This is a genomic window from Enterococcus sp. AZ126 (genome assembly GCF_051714545.1).
Lineage (GTDB): Bacteria > Bacillota > Bacilli > Lactobacillales > Enterococcaceae > Enterococcus_L.
This window is the reverse complement of record NZ_JBIOSB010000002.1, coordinates 74,127-88,774: the sequence shown is the minus strand read 5'-3', so window position 1 is coordinate 88,774 and position 14,648 is coordinate 74,127. Positions and strand designations below refer to the sequence as shown.

The 14,648-nt window shown below is 37.4% G+C and carries 15 protein-coding genes; 1 reads left to right on the top strand and 14 read right to left on the bottom strand.

The window, feature by feature from the left end; all coding sequences use genetic code 11:
• Positions 1-2: 2 nt before the first annotated feature.
• Genes IGI43_RS16565 through IGI43_RS16540 form a run of 6 tightly spaced genes read right to left on the bottom strand, consistent with a single transcriptional unit; the run spans position 3 to position 6,393 of the window.
• Positions 3-2,384: a VirB4-like conjugal transfer ATPase, CD1110 family gene (locus tag IGI43_RS16565; protein WP_438758974.1), complete on the bottom strand. Its 2,382-nt coding sequence runs from the start codon at positions 2,382-2,384 to the stop codon at positions 3-5.
• Positions 2,308-2,694: a PrgI family protein gene (locus IGI43_RS16560; protein WP_438758973.1), complete on the bottom strand. Its 387-nt coding sequence runs from the start codon at positions 2,692-2,694 to the stop codon at positions 2,308-2,310. The genes IGI43_RS16565 and IGI43_RS16560 overlap by 77 nt, the downstream gene beginning before the upstream one ends.
• Before the next feature lie 4 nt (positions 2,695-2,698).
• Complete coding sequence (locus IGI43_RS16555) at positions 2,699-3,526, bottom strand: type IV secretion system protein (protein WP_438758972.1); 828 nt, start codon at positions 3,524-3,526, stop codon at positions 2,699-2,701.
• A 42-nt stretch (positions 3,527-3,568) separates the two neighbouring features.
• Positions 3,569-3,859 carry a hypothetical protein gene (locus IGI43_RS16550; RefSeq protein ID WP_438758971.1) on the bottom strand — a complete coding sequence of 97 codons (291 nt, stop codon included), beginning with the start codon at positions 3,857-3,859 and terminating at the stop codon, positions 3,569-3,571.
• 45 nt (positions 3,860-3,904) lie between these two features.
• Positions 3,905-5,680 carry a VirD4-like conjugal transfer protein, CD1115 family gene (locus tag IGI43_RS16545; RefSeq protein WP_438758970.1) on the bottom strand — a complete coding sequence of 592 codons (1,776 nt, stop codon included), beginning with the start codon at positions 5,678-5,680 and terminating at the stop codon, positions 3,905-3,907.
• Complete coding sequence (locus IGI43_RS16540) at positions 5,677-6,393, bottom strand: hypothetical protein (RefSeq protein ID WP_438758969.1); 717 nt, start codon at positions 6,391-6,393, stop codon at positions 5,677-5,679. The genes IGI43_RS16545 and IGI43_RS16540 overlap by 4 nt, the downstream gene beginning before the upstream one ends.
• A 117-nt stretch (positions 6,394-6,510) precedes the next feature.
• On the opposite strand from IGI43_RS16540, the gene IGI43_RS16535 reads away from it, so the two are divergent.
• Positions 6,511-7,248 (top strand): ParB/Srx family N-terminal domain-containing protein, encoded by a 738-nt coding sequence (locus IGI43_RS16535; RefSeq protein WP_438758968.1) that lies wholly within the window; start codon positions 6,511-6,513, stop codon positions 7,246-7,248.
• A 92-nt stretch (positions 7,249-7,340) separates the two neighbouring features.
• Here IGI43_RS16535 and IGI43_RS16530 read toward each other — a convergent pair whose 3' ends face one another.
• The 8 genes from IGI43_RS16530 to IGI43_RS16495 all read right to left on the bottom strand — a co-directional run bounded on the left by IGI43_RS16530 (position 7,341) and on the right by IGI43_RS16495 (position 14,502).
• Positions 7,341-7,667 carry a YdbC family protein gene (locus IGI43_RS16530; protein WP_438758967.1) on the bottom strand — a complete coding sequence of 109 codons (327 nt, stop codon included), beginning with the start codon at positions 7,665-7,667 and terminating at the stop codon, positions 7,341-7,343.
• Between the two features lie 36 nt (positions 7,668-7,703).
• Complete coding sequence (locus tag IGI43_RS16525; protein WP_438758966.1) at positions 7,704-8,033, bottom strand: hypothetical protein; 330 nt, start codon at positions 8,031-8,033, stop codon at positions 7,704-7,706.
• A 72-nt stretch (positions 8,034-8,105) separates the two neighbouring features.
• Positions 8,106-8,351: a hypothetical protein gene (locus IGI43_RS16520; RefSeq protein WP_438758965.1), complete on the bottom strand. Its 246-nt coding sequence runs from the start codon at positions 8,349-8,351 to the stop codon at positions 8,106-8,108.
• Entirely contained in the window at positions 8,348-8,980 is a 633-nt protein-coding gene (locus IGI43_RS16515) for a hypothetical protein (protein WP_438758964.1), read from the bottom strand. The genes IGI43_RS16520 and IGI43_RS16515 overlap by 4 nt, the downstream gene beginning before the upstream one ends.
• 20 nt (positions 8,981-9,000) lie before the next feature.
• Complete coding sequence (locus IGI43_RS16510) at positions 9,001-9,339, bottom strand: hypothetical protein (RefSeq protein ID WP_438758963.1); 339 nt, start codon at positions 9,337-9,339, stop codon at positions 9,001-9,003.
• Between the two features lie 38 nt (positions 9,340-9,377).
• Positions 9,378-12,917 carry an LPXTG cell wall anchor domain-containing protein gene (locus IGI43_RS16505; RefSeq protein WP_438758962.1) on the bottom strand — a complete coding sequence of 1,180 codons (3,540 nt, stop codon included), beginning with the start codon at positions 12,915-12,917 and terminating at the stop codon, positions 9,378-9,380.
• A gap of 158 nt (positions 12,918-13,075) precedes the next feature.
• Complete coding sequence (locus IGI43_RS16500) at positions 13,076-14,194, bottom strand: hypothetical protein (RefSeq protein ID WP_438758961.1); 1,119 nt, start codon at positions 14,192-14,194, stop codon at positions 13,076-13,078.
• Positions 14,191-14,502 (bottom strand): hypothetical protein, encoded by a 312-nt coding sequence (locus IGI43_RS16495; RefSeq protein ID WP_438758960.1) that lies wholly within the window; start codon positions 14,500-14,502, stop codon positions 14,191-14,193. Before IGI43_RS16495 ends, IGI43_RS16500 begins: the two co-directional genes overlap by 4 nt.
• Between the last annotated feature and the right edge of the window lie 146 nt (positions 14,503-14,648).

Here is a 14,648-nt window from a genome sequence, read left to right as displayed (position 1 = left end):
GTTTAAACCGCTCTTTGGACTTTACGTGAACTTTCATAACTAGTATCCATCAATTCAAATAGTTTTGTATTTTTTGGAATCAGATTTGAGAAGGGAATCACCTGTCCACCTGCAATAATCAGCCCTGTTCCTGCCTTATTCTTTTGTAGATAATTGGCTTCTTTTTCAGTTAGCTTAAATCGTTCTACTAATGCATCGAGAACTTCCCCTTTTTGTTCAAGTAGAATAAGAAAGTCTGAGTTAAACATAATAGACCGGCCTTCCATTGTAGAAAGCATGGTTTCTGCTGATTGAGTCATAAACGTTGGACAGCCATTGTATTTACGGATACGAGAATAAATTTCTGCGGCTTGTGTTCGTAATACTTCAGGTTGAGACGGATTGATAATTACCTGGAACTCATCAATATACACACGTGTTTCGATCCCTCTAGCACGGTTTTCTACTACTTTATTCCATACACGATCCAATATAGCTAAATACCCGAATGTCGCCATTTCATTTTTTAACAAGTACATATCATAGATCGTAAAATTACTATTAACATTAATCGTTGATTCTTTGGCAAACATATTTAATGAACCCGTGATATACAAGCCTAATGCTTTAGCAAGTTTCTGCGCTTCATCACTAGTATCACGTTTCAGCACTTCATTCCATTCTTGAAGTGTTGGATTTTTGAACTCTCTGAATGTATCTTGTGTGACATCATCAATAATCGTCCGTTCTGTAGCTGACGTATGACCAACAAGGTGGGCAATCAAACTAATCAAGAAATTAGATTTAATTGCCACAGGATTGTCCCCTGCTTCCATGTACTTCTCGTCCGCAAGCTCCAGAATATTAATGGACGTATCACTACCAGGAGCCACTGTCACGACTTCACCGTCCAATTCATCCGCTAAGTGAATATACTCTCGTTCCATATCCAAAATAATGATTTCCGTCTCCGGCTTTTTCAATCGTATAGGGATAATTTCATCTTTTGCTGCAAACGATTTACCCCCACCAGAAACAGCCATAATTCCACCATTGGCATTTTTTAGCGCATCACCCATTCGATCGATCACAACATTATTTTTGGATAGAAGATTGATTCCATAGTATATCCCACCCTTATGCTGCACGTCTTGACTGGTAAATGGAGAATTGATTGAAAGGTTTGGTGTGATCAAGTCACGTAGAAAAGTTCGTTCAAACCCTAAGTAATTCTTTCCAAACGGTAAACTAGCATTCAACGCTTGTTCTTGCGTTAAATAAAGCGGCTCAAATACTGCACCAAATTTTTCGCCTACTGCCTTCACTTTATCGATTTGGTGATAGAGCTCTTCCCTTGAAGAATCCCACACATAGACTAAAAAAGTGGAAGAAAACTGTTTATCGCCAGTTTCTTCCACAAATTCGATTTGTTCATCCACGTCTTCTTTTAGTTCTTTTACAGTTCTAGCAATGTGTTTCGTAGAGTATCCTCGCTCACTTGCTTTCATTTCACGTTTGATTACATCTGCTTCAAGATCAGTTGCTTCGTCACGAAGCTTTTTGTTGGTTGTTGCGACAGAATACGGTGATCCGTGAATGGTGATCACCATTTGAGCCTCTGCTTCTGTCAATTCTTTACACATTTTATCCGATAAATTCTTAGGAAAGTCTCTTAAATACAGAACTTGACCATAATGTTCGTCCATTTGAAAATCAATTTTACCTGGCTGATTAAATTCCAGTAGCCCAGGAGCGATTAAATCTTTCGTTGTACGTCTAGTCTGTTCAATTGCATGATAGTTTCCATATAACGGCTTTCCAGGTCTTAGGATCTTATTTATCGTTCTCAACCGCTCCATACCGTCTTGTTCCTCAAATGTAGCTCTTACTGAGGAAAGCTCGTCTTCAAAATCCTCACTAATGTTCAACAAGCGTTTATTTGCGTTCCGAATAGTCGTTGCTTGTGTTGATAACGTAATGAAACGTTCCACTTTCCAATTGTTTCGTCCCATATCATAATTATCTTCTAGGATCTGATTTAATTCTTTCCTCAATACATCGGCTTTATCATTTTGCATAGGATAAGCCATTTCTTTCATGTATTCCCCTTTAGGATTCTTCGTAACCAATAAAGAGAGTTGGAAATGATCCTTATCTGATAACAAATTGAGCGCCTGTGTGTATTGAGACAGAATATTTTTTTGTTGGTCTAAATGAGCAGCTGTATAATTGATGGCACCCAATGTGTAGGTTTTAGAGAACGTGTTCTCAACCACATGCATTAAACCATCTTCAAATAACTCTGAATAATACAATGAGTTTTGTGTACTAGCGGCTTGAATGTTTGGTTTTACTTCTTTTTGTTTCTTTGAACGCTTTAGTTTTCTTAAAATCTTTTGGCTCATATTTTTTGTTCCTTTCTCCTTCTTTTTGGTAGGTTCTCGTTTGAATCGTTGTATTAAATTTAAAGTAAAGCTTCAGCCAAGTAAAAAAACTCATACCATGCGGCCGAAACAAGGCTATACCAGCAAGCAAACCCAATACAGGGAAAAATGTCACTCGTACGATCCAAACAGGAATGACTTGAAAAACTGCATTCAAAATGTCTAGAATCAAAAAACTTGATATGCCTAGAATCAGCAGCCATTGTGGTCCAGTTAGTCCGGCAGTGACAGACTCTCTCTTTGAGGTGTCTTTAAATACTTTAATTTCCATTTCCTCACACTCCAAACAATTCTGACGATTTTTTATGTGTTTGCCATAGTACGATAATGAAGACTATAGCTAAAATTAGGTTCTTGTAAAACACTACCTCCATACCCATGTCAAGTGGATTTCCCAATCCTGTCAAGTCTAATGTAATCTTTGACAAAAAATGATAAATCCCAAATACGAGCATAATGGCGGCAGGTTGAAAGGCATAGGCTAAAACTTTTTTTAAATACGTCTTCCCGATGTGATCATGTTCTTCAGAAGAAAACGAAGACATTGGAATAGGCATTAGCGCTAACATTATATACAATTGGAAAAACCGTAACATAACAATGACCCACACCATTAAAAACGCACCTAAAGTGACTAACGATCCAATGATCATTAACAGCAGAACCATGATTGCCTTCTTTAAAGCCGCATCTGGATTCAAAAATGCTTCTAACAAGTTTCCTAAAATTGAAATCATATCTGTAGACATCTCAACTGCAGGAAGGGAAAGAACATCAAAAGCCCCATTCGCATTTTGTGAAATCAAATTCGCAAAACCGATTCCCATCAACAAAATAAAGTGCAAGATAACACTCGATAAGCCGACCATGCCTGCACCTAATGCTGCTCGAAAAGCCAGACCTTGAAACATTTTCAAGGTCACTGTTCCACCATTTGAAGCATTGGCTTTTTCAAACATTTTAGCAATATCTAACATTAATAGGATTCCTACCATATAAAGCCCAACAGATAACGTTGCACTGGAGACAATATTATTGACCCAATTCAGTGTGCTTTGAGAGTATTGGCCCATACTTTGTGTTAGTGTTTGAACTAAATCCATCAAAAATCCTCCTTTCGTTTTCTTTCACAGAATTACGCTGAATTACGCTCCTGGTGGATTTGAAAATACACCTGAAAGCATTGAGCCAGCCCCAATAGCCATCAGTAACACACCGCCGACCAGCAACCATGAACCCTCCATTTTCCCTTGTGAGTCACCAGACCGTCCAGATTGAGTTAGTTGTACAATACCCCAAACAGCCATCAGTAATCCACCACCTGTAATAAACCATTGAATACTTTGTGCAATGGTTGTTCCTGCATCATTTGCATTTGTTCTTACAGCCACCACATATGTCGCTTTTACCGCTAAATTTTGTAAAAATAGTTTCATTCGTCATTCTCCATTCATATTTGTTATATTTGTTTGTTTTGTTGCTTATGCAGCCCAATCAATATCTAGGACTAACGGTTCTGAAGACGATTCTTTTTTTATATTGGCTTCAAACATTTCCAGACTATTACGGTATCGTTTGATCTCATACCAATTTGGATCCCCTTCTTTGTGACCAAATTCCTTTGCTTTCGGGTGTTTCATGTAATTAAATTTCGGTACTTTAAACATTGGTACAGAAGCAATTTTGACTAGTGAATGAAGTCGATCAAGTTCGCCAACTTCACTAACCGTAATGACTTCTCTTCCATGTGGCTTACTCCGTGTAAAGCCTCCTCGTTCACGTTCCTTTATATAGATAGTCTTCTTTCCTCCAGTTTCCGAGAAAAGTTTCTGTGTCTCTGGTTCCGTTGATCCGGATAGATACACCCAGGAATCGCAGTTACCAAAAAAGGACTTCCAGCTATCTTTGTACATTCTTATGATCTGATTGACATTTTGAAGCATGATTGTAATACTCATTTGTCGGCTACGGAATACAGATAATGCTTGTTCTATATTCGGTACTTTACCTAAGTTAGCGAATTCATCCATTAAAAATTGAATTGGAACGGTGGCTTTTCCGCCGAGTTCATTATCGATTTTATGTTCCAATGTTCGGAACGCTAGTAAGAAAATCAATAATGGTAGGAAATTGAATGTATCGTCCATATCTGGAATCTTTAAGAAAACAGCTGTCTTTTCATCGACCCATTTTTCGATTTCTAAATTATCATCCTTGATAAAGTCACGAACTTGCGCTAAATCAAACAATGAGAAACGTGTGATCGTAATAGCAAGTACACTATCACGTGTTTTTCCTTCAAAGTTTCTAACGAAATTCTGCCATTGCAGATATGCATAGTTGTCTGTTCCAAATTCTTCCGCAAAGTTTTTGAACATAAACTCTAACGGGCTTTCTACGTCTTTGTTTTCCCGTTTTAATAATCTGATCAAGGTACCAATCTGATCAAGGCTAGGCATGACACCATCACCTTTAATCGTATCTGTTCCACGATAGCGATAGTACAGATAAGCGAACAGGGCAGTGATAAGCATTTCTTCCGATCGATCCCAAAACGGTTCCCCTTTTTTCTCATGGTCCGCATTTGTTGCTTCAATCAATGCGTTGATCACTTTCTTCAACGTGATTTCATCGTTCACATAAGCAAATGGATTAAAGTGATCTGTATTTGTTAATGTATCAAAATCAACCACTTTTATTTTGTATCCGTCTCTTTCAAGCATTTTGCCTACTCTATGAACCGTTTGGCCCTTTGGATCTGTCAAAACAAAGCTTGAATTCATTTGGGCAATATTTGACATGATATAAGACGTTGTTTTCCATGCACCGGATCCACCGACTACGATCACATTATTATTCCGATTTAAGCGAGGATTCTTTCCTTCGTAGAAATTTTTGTAACAGCCCTCACCTAGAATCAAGTTATCGGAAAATTTTTTCTTGTTCCTAAACTTTTTCATTTCTTTTCGAGTACCCCAGCGACCAGTCCCATATTCCTGACCAGGCTGATACTCTCGTGTATCTCTCATTAAGTAAGCCAATGAGGCAACACCCAAAACAGCCCCACAAACGAGCAGTGGGGTGGATTCCATTGAAAAATGAAAAGGATTATAGGCAATATCTTGTGGCGCTTGTATGGCTGCTAATATCCGCTCTGCTTCAGGTGCGTTTATGGCAAGTTCTGCCGCTCGATTGGCCACAAACGCACTAATGCCTCCTACAACAGCATAGGGTGCTAAAGATTGTTTGTTCGTCATAGCTCTATCCCGTCTTTCACATCATCAAACAGAGATAATGCCTCCATTGTCTCTTTGGACGTTTCTGAAGCCTTGTCCGGCAAGCTTGGTGTTGCTGCTTCTTTTGTTTCTTTCACGGCTTCTTGTTTTTCTTTCGTTTGTTCGATTGCTTTTTTCATTAACGCTTCAAACGTAGGTTTTGTGACGGTATCAGGATCATTAAGAATTGTTTCCAACGTCCGATCAATCGCACGTGCAGCAATATTCGCATCTTTTGCAAAAAAATGAAGCTCCTTCGTTAGATCAGGAAGCTCCTTTATGTGGAATTGTAGACCGTATTCAGTCATCATATTTTTTAATTGATCAAGATTGATCGCTTTGTCTAAGATTTGCGGTTCCGCCAACATTTTATTATTTGAAATCAAAAACTCATAATCCTTTTCGCCAGCTTGTACCATAATTTTTTTCTCACAGTCTCGAATCAATTCTAAACGTTGATCCCTGGGTAATTCCATAAACTTCGCTTTTAACTCTGGTGATTCAGGAAGTCCTAGCTCTTCTCTTAGGTTTTTGAATTTTTCCCAGTCATTTTCACGAGTCGTTTGATCAAGTCTTTTTTGTTCTTTAGCCTTCGCTGCTTGCTTCATCATCGACAGCATACGAACAGCTTGATAAAATTTTTGTGGTGTATTTTTGAACATGACCTGATAGGCTTCTTGTTGTGTTTGACTCATTATCTCGCCTCCTTTTGTTCATAATAAGACGAACGTTCAATACTTTTTGTTATAGATAGATTATCTAAATAGAAAAAGATATAATAGAAGCAAATTCTATTTAACGAGGTGCTATACATGAACGCTAATTACAACTATGTTACTGGAAATCAACTATTTGTTAATTATTCTCAATTGAAAACTAGTTTGTTAAATTACACTGTTGCAGAAAACACTTCAGATTGGGCTAACTCATGGATAAAAGTTCTCAAAGAAAGTGCCATTCAACAAGAAATGTTTTTGGGTAATAAAATAAACAGAAGTAAGTTTAATCAATATTTCAAAAAATTTGATACAGAATTTATTAATATAGGTAAAAAAGTAGATACACAAGGTATTCAAGGTTTTGTAAATGTATCAAAAGTTTCAACTACTTTTCGACGGTTACGACTTAATCCGTTAACTACTCCCACAGAGTTGTTATTAGACAAACGCTACTTTCAATGGCAGCAAACCGCTGACACTACTATTAAATTAAGCAACTTAAATCAACCTATACTTGCATTCCCACTCATTAAAGGGCAAACTTACATGATTCTTGATGGAAATCATCGAGCAACCAAAGCGATTTTATCGCCACAAGAAACGATTGAGATAATTTATATAGATCGGGAAAATTTTTTCTTGTATCTTCAATTTTTTCCAAGCAAATTTGACTTTTATGCTTGTCTTTTCGTTACTGTTCTCCATGAGCTTGATCAAGTCAAAATCTGCCCAGGTATAACTGAGTTCATACCTCAACATTTTTTCCCTCCTCAATTGCCTGAGATAGCCAAAGTGGAGGATTACTGGAGAAGGGACGTTTTTAGAATGTGAATAGCTTCCATCACCTGTTTTAAAATCAAATCCAGGCCATGGAAGAAATTGTGTTAATCGAATTTTCATTGCATTGAACCTCCTTCTAATTCTTAGAAATCATCAGGTAAGTGAGCAGAGATTTCTTCTTCTGAAGGAGTTTCTGTCTCGTCAGTCGGCAACTCTCCTTCTAAATGTGCCTTAAGGACAATGAGAAGATTTGCTAAAGTCTGATCAGTCAAAGTCATTCCTTTGCCCATTTTTCCTTCAGGTGACCATGACCGCAAGTCATAGACAGGATCCCCATCGTTATAAGAGACCTTGTTCAATTCAACTGTCCAGCCACGTCCGTTTTTTGATAAAATGGCGATTTCTTCTGTTTTTTCAAAAGAGAATGCCTTTTTCTCTTCTTTTTTATTTTGACTTAAATCTAGTACCATAATCATATTCCTCCTTATATTTTGTAGGGAAATAACCTAAAAGCAATCCCAATTATCTAATCGACGTTCTTCAGGTGATAGTTCTACTAATTTTCGTACATAATCGTCTGATTCTATGGATATTATCAATTCATTTACTTTTAATAACTCTTGCTCTAATTCATATCTGTTTTCCAGAGAGATATCCATCGAACGTAAGCTTAAGTCTATTTTATCTTCAAGAATTCTTAAGCGTTTGATTACGTTTTTCTTTTCAAATTCATCATAAAAACAAGCTTTTAAAACTGACTCCTTATTTTTAGGATCCAAAATATTTTCTATTAACTGATTTCTTTCTATAAAGCTCAATTTAAACAGGTAAATCATGGATACTAACCCACCAAAGAGTAAAAAGTAATCTAAATAACACACTTGGCTTCACCTCATTCAAACTAACTGTTAAATCTTGTCATTTTTTGGATCTGTGATTAAAACTGACTTATCGTCAAGCTTCTCTGGTAATACTAAAGCGTGAGACATTCCAGAACCAGAGCGAAAATCTGGTTTATCCATAAGCAAGTGATACTCATCAACAAATAACCTCTTACGTGGTTTACGGTGTGTCCATTTACGATAAGAATGTTCTTTTCGGCATTTTCTTTCCATTAACTCTCCAAATGGTTCAAACATGCTCAGATTACTCATTTGACCACTCCTTCTTCAAATTTTGTCTGTACTGTCCCTTCAGGAACGACAAAAATCACTCTTTTTTCTCCGGCACCGAAAACTTTGTTGAATCCTTTTTCCTTATATTGGTGTTGTTCAAGAATAATTTTGGGTGAAACAGTTTCCGGTTTTTCTTGAATATAAATATCACCTTCAGATAAACCCGAATACTGTTTAGATAAGGTTCTCAACTGATAACCATTCTCTGTTTTTACAACATATCGATAATCTGTAAAATCGTTGCTTGAAATCTGATTCAAAAATATACCGCCTGATCCTTGAAGTTCAACTTTCTCTTGTACGTTCATTGAATATAAATTTTCTTCAGATTGTGTTACCCATTCAATCGGTACTTTTTGCTTATAAGATTCTTTGATATGCTTGATTGCATTATTCTGTTTAAACGAAGAAAAGACAAATACACCAAATCCTACTAGAAACACTATGAAAATTAGTTGTATACCTAAACTAGCTAATGCATGTGTATCTGCATGAATCAAAGCCACAAACAATAGAATCACAAAAATGACACATAAAACCAAAACAACGATATCTCCAACTGAAAACAAAGGAACCTTATCTATTTCACTTAAATATTCTTGATACATTTTTTAACCACCTTTTCAACTTATCGTAAGTGCCAATTATGCATTTCTGCTTTGGCGATTCTAACATTATTAGGAACAGAGAAGCGTAATCCGCCCTCATCATGACCACAATAACGTCCACTACCTTGTACAATCGGTATACACAACCGTTTTTTCGCATGAATTAAACAAATTTCAGTGTATTCTTGTAATTTTCCCTTTCCTAATAATTGGTTTTCTCTCATTTCAATGACTTTATTTGCGTTTAATTTGATAAATCTTAACCGTGTCTGAGTATCGTTGTACTCTAAATAGACATCCCCGTTTCTGACAGCTAAACTTTTTTTCTTTTTCTCTTCTTTAAATGCAATAACTTCCATTCATTCACCCCCTGGTAAAAAAGAAGAAAAACCGTTCATTAGAACGGCTCTTCATCATTTACAATTTGCTTATTTCTTTTTGATCGAACTGTGAAAAAGATAATGCTGCCTAAAACAATCACCCAACCTAATACTTTGATAAAAATACTTGTTGGACTATCGCCAGTATGTGGTAATACTTTTTCAGCCACTTTCTCAACTGGTGATTTTGGTTTTTCTTTTTTAGGTTCTTTCGCTTCTGGTGTTTTATTGACACGTTTTTCTGTAATGTGGTGATCTTCAGTACCATCTGAGTCAGTCCATTGTTGATCCGCAGTATTAATAATATCAACACCTGCTTTTACATCGTCTTTCACTGTCATTGGTACGTCAATTTTGTAATAAGCACCAAAAGGAATTTTTTCAGTATCCACAATCGATACTTTTTCCCCTTTAGAGTTTGTTGCTTTTTTAAAGACATTCGCAGCAATCGTTAATACACCGTCCTTGTCCTCTACTTTAAAGGATTTAGTTACGTCTTCACCTTTGGCATTGTAGACTTTGACCTTTTTAGGATCAGCGGTCAATGAGGCTTTGTCGTACGTATCCACCATTTTTAATGACGTTAGTTTACTTGTTTGGTCAAACGGACGGGTATCTAACCATAATTGATAAACAAGCGTTTGTCCTGGCTTAACTTCAGTAATGTTAATGTTTTCTTTTTCGTTGTTGTCTGTCTTGTCGTTGTATGGATCTTTATTTGACTCTTCATAACGGTCCTTCATTTCTTTATCGTCGTCTAAAAGGTTGTCTCCTGTTAAATCAACCTTTTCTTCAGACAGATCAAATTTATGTGGCTCTGGTTTCGGTGTTTTTGTCACGACTTCGTTGGAATCCTGTTTTAGATCATTGATCGTTTCCACGAAAGTGTTTACTACCTTCTCAGAGTCTTTGAAGCGGTAGAATGAAGCGTGGATACTAAAACCAACCTCTTTGTCCTTATGCTTGTTCACAACGTCTAAGAAGGCTTTTTGGGCAGTAAATAAGACCTTGCCATCCTTATCTTCCGCTGTGATAAATTCCGTTGGGAGTTCGTCACCTGCTTTGTAAGAGTCAAAGTCTGTTGTTGCGTATAATTTGAACCAACCGTTGTAACGATCAAAGTTTTCATCATAATCGTCATTGATTGTCCAAGTTGTTGTGTCTTTGCGGTTTGGTTTCAAAATACTTGAATTTAATTCATAAAAGAAATCTGAATTTAACGCTACATTTCCTTCATTGATTGATTCCCCACCGTCTTCTTTTGTGACATCTTTTGTTGGAGGTGTCGGTGGTGTTGGTTCTTCTGGTGTCACAGGGTTGTTATTCAAGTGGATCGTAGACAAGCTGATTGTTGGTTTCTCAGTTGTCACACTACCAACTGTCCCTTGACTGTTTGGATTCTTTTCCGTGCTGCTGTCTTGTAATGCATATTCACGTTTAGAGAATACTGGTTTTGTTGGATCTTCTTCATAGCTAGCCGTGATCGTTAGACGATCTTTTTCACGATCTGTCGTCATACGAATATAAATTGGTCTGATTTTCTCACGACCTTCTGGTTCACTTTTCTCTTCTAGTACCCAATCACCATATACCAGGTTCCCAAAAGCATAGCCATCATCACCTGTGACAGGATCAACACCTGTAATCATAGTAACTGGTTCAGCAACTGTTCCCTCTAATGGAGTAGCAACAAATTCAATGTCATTGAACCCTGAAGACCCTTCATTATTAGGTAACGTGAATTTCTTGTTTAATTTGATTGCAGCATCGATCACACGCTCTTTTGACGTTACATCAGGCGCAACCACATTTTCTGTTTTTTCATCTTTGTACTTGAGTTCAAAATCATGGTTGGTTGGATCAACCGTGTAGCCTTCACCTGCATCAATTTCTTTCCATGTATATTTTCCTAATGCTAGGTTGCCAACAGAGACTTGCAAGGACGTTTTGTCTACTTTTAATGCGACTGCATCGCCAAAGTCCACTGTCTTCCCACCGACTAAGGCACTCGTTACTTTTTCACCTGTTAGTAATTTAGGTGCAGGTTTGTCACCCCATTTAACGGGATCACCTTTTTTATGTGGAGAAGAACCTGTCGCATCATCATTATAGAATAGCTGATAAATCGCAGACGTTAGATCTGCTTTTCCGTTTTGAGCTTTTCCAGTGTCTTGATCCACTTTTTGTAGGGTATTTTGACCGACAACGGGTTTATTTTCTAGCTTCAGTGTTGTCGTTTCTCCTGTTTTGATTACGGTACTTTCATTTGGACGAACCGTTTGACCTGTCGCTGACCATCCTGTCGAACGTTCCACAACCGTATAATTTCCTTTCATGATTCGTTTCGATTTACCGTGCCCATTTTTGTCTAGCTTAATCGTATCTAACACTTTTCCATCTTTGTCTTTTACATCAAAGACCAGCTTGTCAAAGGAATAGTTGCTATTCCAGGGCTTGTTTCCAAAACCAGTGACGGTTTTATTGATTTCAAGGAACCCACCTAGTAGTTCACTGATTTTAAAAGGCGTATTGCCAAAGTGACCAGAGACAATATCCAAGTGATTTCCTGCACCGTCCATATATTTATATTGTACGGCATTGTTGTTGTACTTTTTCAAAACAACATAGCTATTTTCCGTTAGATCAGAAGAATCTTCATTGATTGCACCATCAGAAGTTGATCGGAAACCATTGCCAACTTGTGTTAATGCCGTATCAGGTGATAGTACGTATCCTAACGCCCCTTCACCACCCATAGTTGCAAGTTGATTCGCATCAATATCGGAATTTTTGATTGGCATTAACGTATCATTTTGGGGTAGCGGTTGTCCTGTATCACTATTGAGAAAAGTAAGTGTATACGAGATAGACTCGATATACCCCATCAATGTTCCATCTGAAGATTCTCCACCTGCGCCTCCACCTTCAGTTTGACCACCACCCGTGTTTTCACCACCATGAACAATAGATCCCCAACCTAGTGTAATCACACTATTTTGAGATTTTGCGCCCATCAACACTGTTTCATAGGGGGTTCCATCAGGTTCTACCGCACTATTCACAGTGATACCTAATGATATAGGAATAAGCGAACCATCTGAAGGTTTCATAGCTGTCCCTACGTTACGAACTAGCGCTTTTCCACCTACAGGAATTTCTACTGCTGAATCATTCGGTAAGAACCCATCGGCACCTAATATTGTGGTCGCCGCAGAACTAATACTTGATAATGGTTTTCCATTAGCCAAGCTCGTGCTAGATCCCCACGATGCTTGATTAATGATATAAGTCGGGGTGCCAGCATCTTCAAGTAGTCCTGCCAAAATATCCTGGAATGTTTGACTTGCCATATTATCGGTTGGTGACTTAATGACTGGGGCATTATTAATTGTCCCAACTTGTGTTGCACCTTCTGGTAAGGTTAACGCATGAGCAACTTCACTTTCAGAGGGTGGCAGTCCTGCCAGTCCGCCTATTAACAAAAGCAATAGTCCAAACAGGCTACCGAATTGTTTCATTCGCTGTTTCAGTGTATGTTTCGTTCTTTTTTTCTTCATCAATTTTTCTCCTTCTATTTAATTTGGGGAAGAACGTGCTTATATCACATTCTTTTTAAGGGGAACGAATACGAATCATGTTAATCTCTCCTTTTTAGAACAAAAAAGAAGCAATCAGAGAATTTCTGATTGCTTCTATCGTTATGGTATCTAATTTATTATTTAGGGAAAAAATCTGACCAGTCATCATTTGCGGCATCTTTTTCAGCTTGATTCAAGTCTTCTTGTGTCATTTCTCCTCGGCCATTTCCTCCAGTAGCAGGTTGAGACGGTGCTTGTGGTGCAGGTGAACTTCCGCCACCTGTTGAACCCCCACCTGTTGCAGGTGGCGTGTATCCGCCCTCTGCTGGTGCTACATAACCACTATCATTGCCCGTATATCCGTTATCAGCTTGTTTAGCCTCGTTTGTTGAAGCTGCTTGATTAGCTGAATTCATATTATTTTCTTGAGTGTTGGCGTTTGTAGCAGCTTCCGTTTGAGCTTTTGCCGTTTCGTCTGCTTTTGCTTTATCTTCAGCTGCTTGTTTATCCATATCAACTTTTACTTTTTCTAATTGATCGTTCAATGCTTTTTTAGCTTTTTCATTTTTGATTTTATCAGTTTCGGTCTTAGCAGTGTCATAAAGTTTGTTATCGGTGGAGACTACTTTTCCGTCTTTATAGACTTTTGCAACCTCTGACTTGGCTTTATCGATTTGATTGAGTTGATTTTCTGCATTTGCAAGTAACTCATTGATCGTTTTATCGTACGTTTTTGTTGCTCCTTCTTTAAAGAAGGCTTTACTGACTTTTTCAACTGTTTCCTTTTTAAGATCGTCCGCAATCGCTAAGTCTTTTTTTACATCAGATCCATTGATAGCCACAGCTGTTTGTTTTTGTTGGAATAAGCTATTGATATCAACCAAAGCATCCAGTTTTTTTGTTGCACTAGTAAGGTTTCCCTTAACTGATTTTACTTCTTGTTCATACGCAGCGTACTCTTTTTTAGAAAGCTCCTTATCTTTTTTGATCGTTGCTACTTTTGTCACTTTTTCTTGTAAATCCGTGATTTGTTTGGCCTTGATTCCTTTTACTAAAAAGTCAGGGTCTTTCTTATCATATAAAGCAGCGACTTCTTTGTTCAAGTCTTCCAATTTTTTCCTAGTTGCTTTTACTTCCTGTTTGGCTTCTGATGCCTTAACACTTGATTGATTTTGGGTATACGCATACGTACCACCTACGCCCAATACAACTACCGCTGCAATCAATCCTAGTTGTTTTTTGGTTAACTTTTTCATTTTATTTCCTCCATTTTACGTTTTTTTATGTATCCTTTGTCTTTTCTCCAACAAAATAATGTTTGCTCTGAAACATTAAATTCTGCTGCTATTTGATTTAACGTATAACCATAATGGATTAACGTTAAAAACTTCTCTTCATCAATTTTATCTGAATTATTTTTCTGATCTTGCATGAAAATCTGTCTGCCTAATCTCGTTATCTGCTTGTAACGTTCTGTATTAGGCTTTTTAAACCAATCTGGATCTACATCCAACAAAAGTATTAGTTCATTCCACCTAAGGTCTTTTTGTTCTTGATTGTTCATGTTCCCCCTCTTTTCTACAGTAAACGAAGAAACGAGTTGATAATTTAAGAGTAAGTTATTACTCACTTTTTATCAAGTGTTTTCTAGACTAATAACCTGTCTACTGCTAGTATTTCGGCTGTCTTGTTCTCACTGGCTAGTTTAAA

Bases quoted from the DNA above. Each gene is read 5' to 3' on its own strand.
- IGI43_RS16565 (WP_438758974.1), bottom strand. From the start codon at position 2,384: ATGAGCCAAAAGATTTTAAGAAAACTAAAGCGTTCAAAGAAACAAAAA.
- IGI43_RS16560 (WP_438758973.1), bottom strand. From the start codon at position 2,694: ATGGAAATTAAAGTATTTAAAGACACCTCAAAGAGAGAGTCTGTCACT.
- IGI43_RS16555 (WP_438758972.1), bottom strand. From the start codon at position 3,526: ATGGATTTAGTTCAAACACTAACACAAAGTATGGGCCAATACTCTCAA.
- IGI43_RS16550 (WP_438758971.1), bottom strand. From the start codon at position 3,859: ATGAAACTATTTTTACAAAATTTAGCGGTAAAAGCGACATATGTGGTG.
- IGI43_RS16545 (WP_438758970.1), bottom strand. From the start codon at position 5,680: ATGACGAACAAACAATCTTTAGCACCCTATGCTGTTGTAGGAGGCATT.
- IGI43_RS16540 (WP_438758969.1), bottom strand. From the start codon at position 6,393: ATGAGTCAAACACAACAAGAAGCCTATCAGGTCATGTTCAAAAATACA.
- IGI43_RS16535 (WP_438758968.1), top strand. From the start codon at position 6,511: ATGAACGCTAATTACAACTATGTTACTGGAAATCAACTATTTGTTAAT.
- IGI43_RS16530 (WP_438758967.1), bottom strand. From the start codon at position 7,667: ATGGTACTAGATTTAAGTCAAAATAAAAAAGAAGAGAAAAAGGCATTC.
- IGI43_RS16525 (WP_438758966.1), bottom strand. From the start codon at position 8,033: ATGATTTACCTGTTTAAATTGAGCTTTATAGAAAGAAATCAGTTAATA.
- IGI43_RS16520 (WP_438758965.1), bottom strand. From the start codon at position 8,351: ATGAGTAATCTGAGCATGTTTGAACCATTTGGAGAGTTAATGGAAAGA.
- IGI43_RS16515 (WP_438758964.1), bottom strand. From the start codon at position 8,980: ATGTATCAAGAATATTTAAGTGAAATAGATAAGGTTCCTTTGTTTTCA.
- IGI43_RS16510 (WP_438758963.1), bottom strand. From the start codon at position 9,339: ATGGAAGTTATTGCATTTAAAGAAGAGAAAAAGAAAAAAAGTTTAGCT.
- IGI43_RS16505 (WP_438758962.1), bottom strand. From the start codon at position 12,917: ATGAAGAAAAAAAGAACGAAACATACACTGAAACAGCGAATGAAACAA.
- IGI43_RS16500 (WP_438758961.1), bottom strand. From the start codon at position 14,194: ATGAAAAAGTTAACCAAAAAACAACTAGGATTGATTGCAGCGGTAGTT.
- IGI43_RS16495 (WP_438758960.1), bottom strand. From the start codon at position 14,502: ATGAACAATCAAGAACAAAAAGACCTTAGGTGGAATGAACTAATACTT.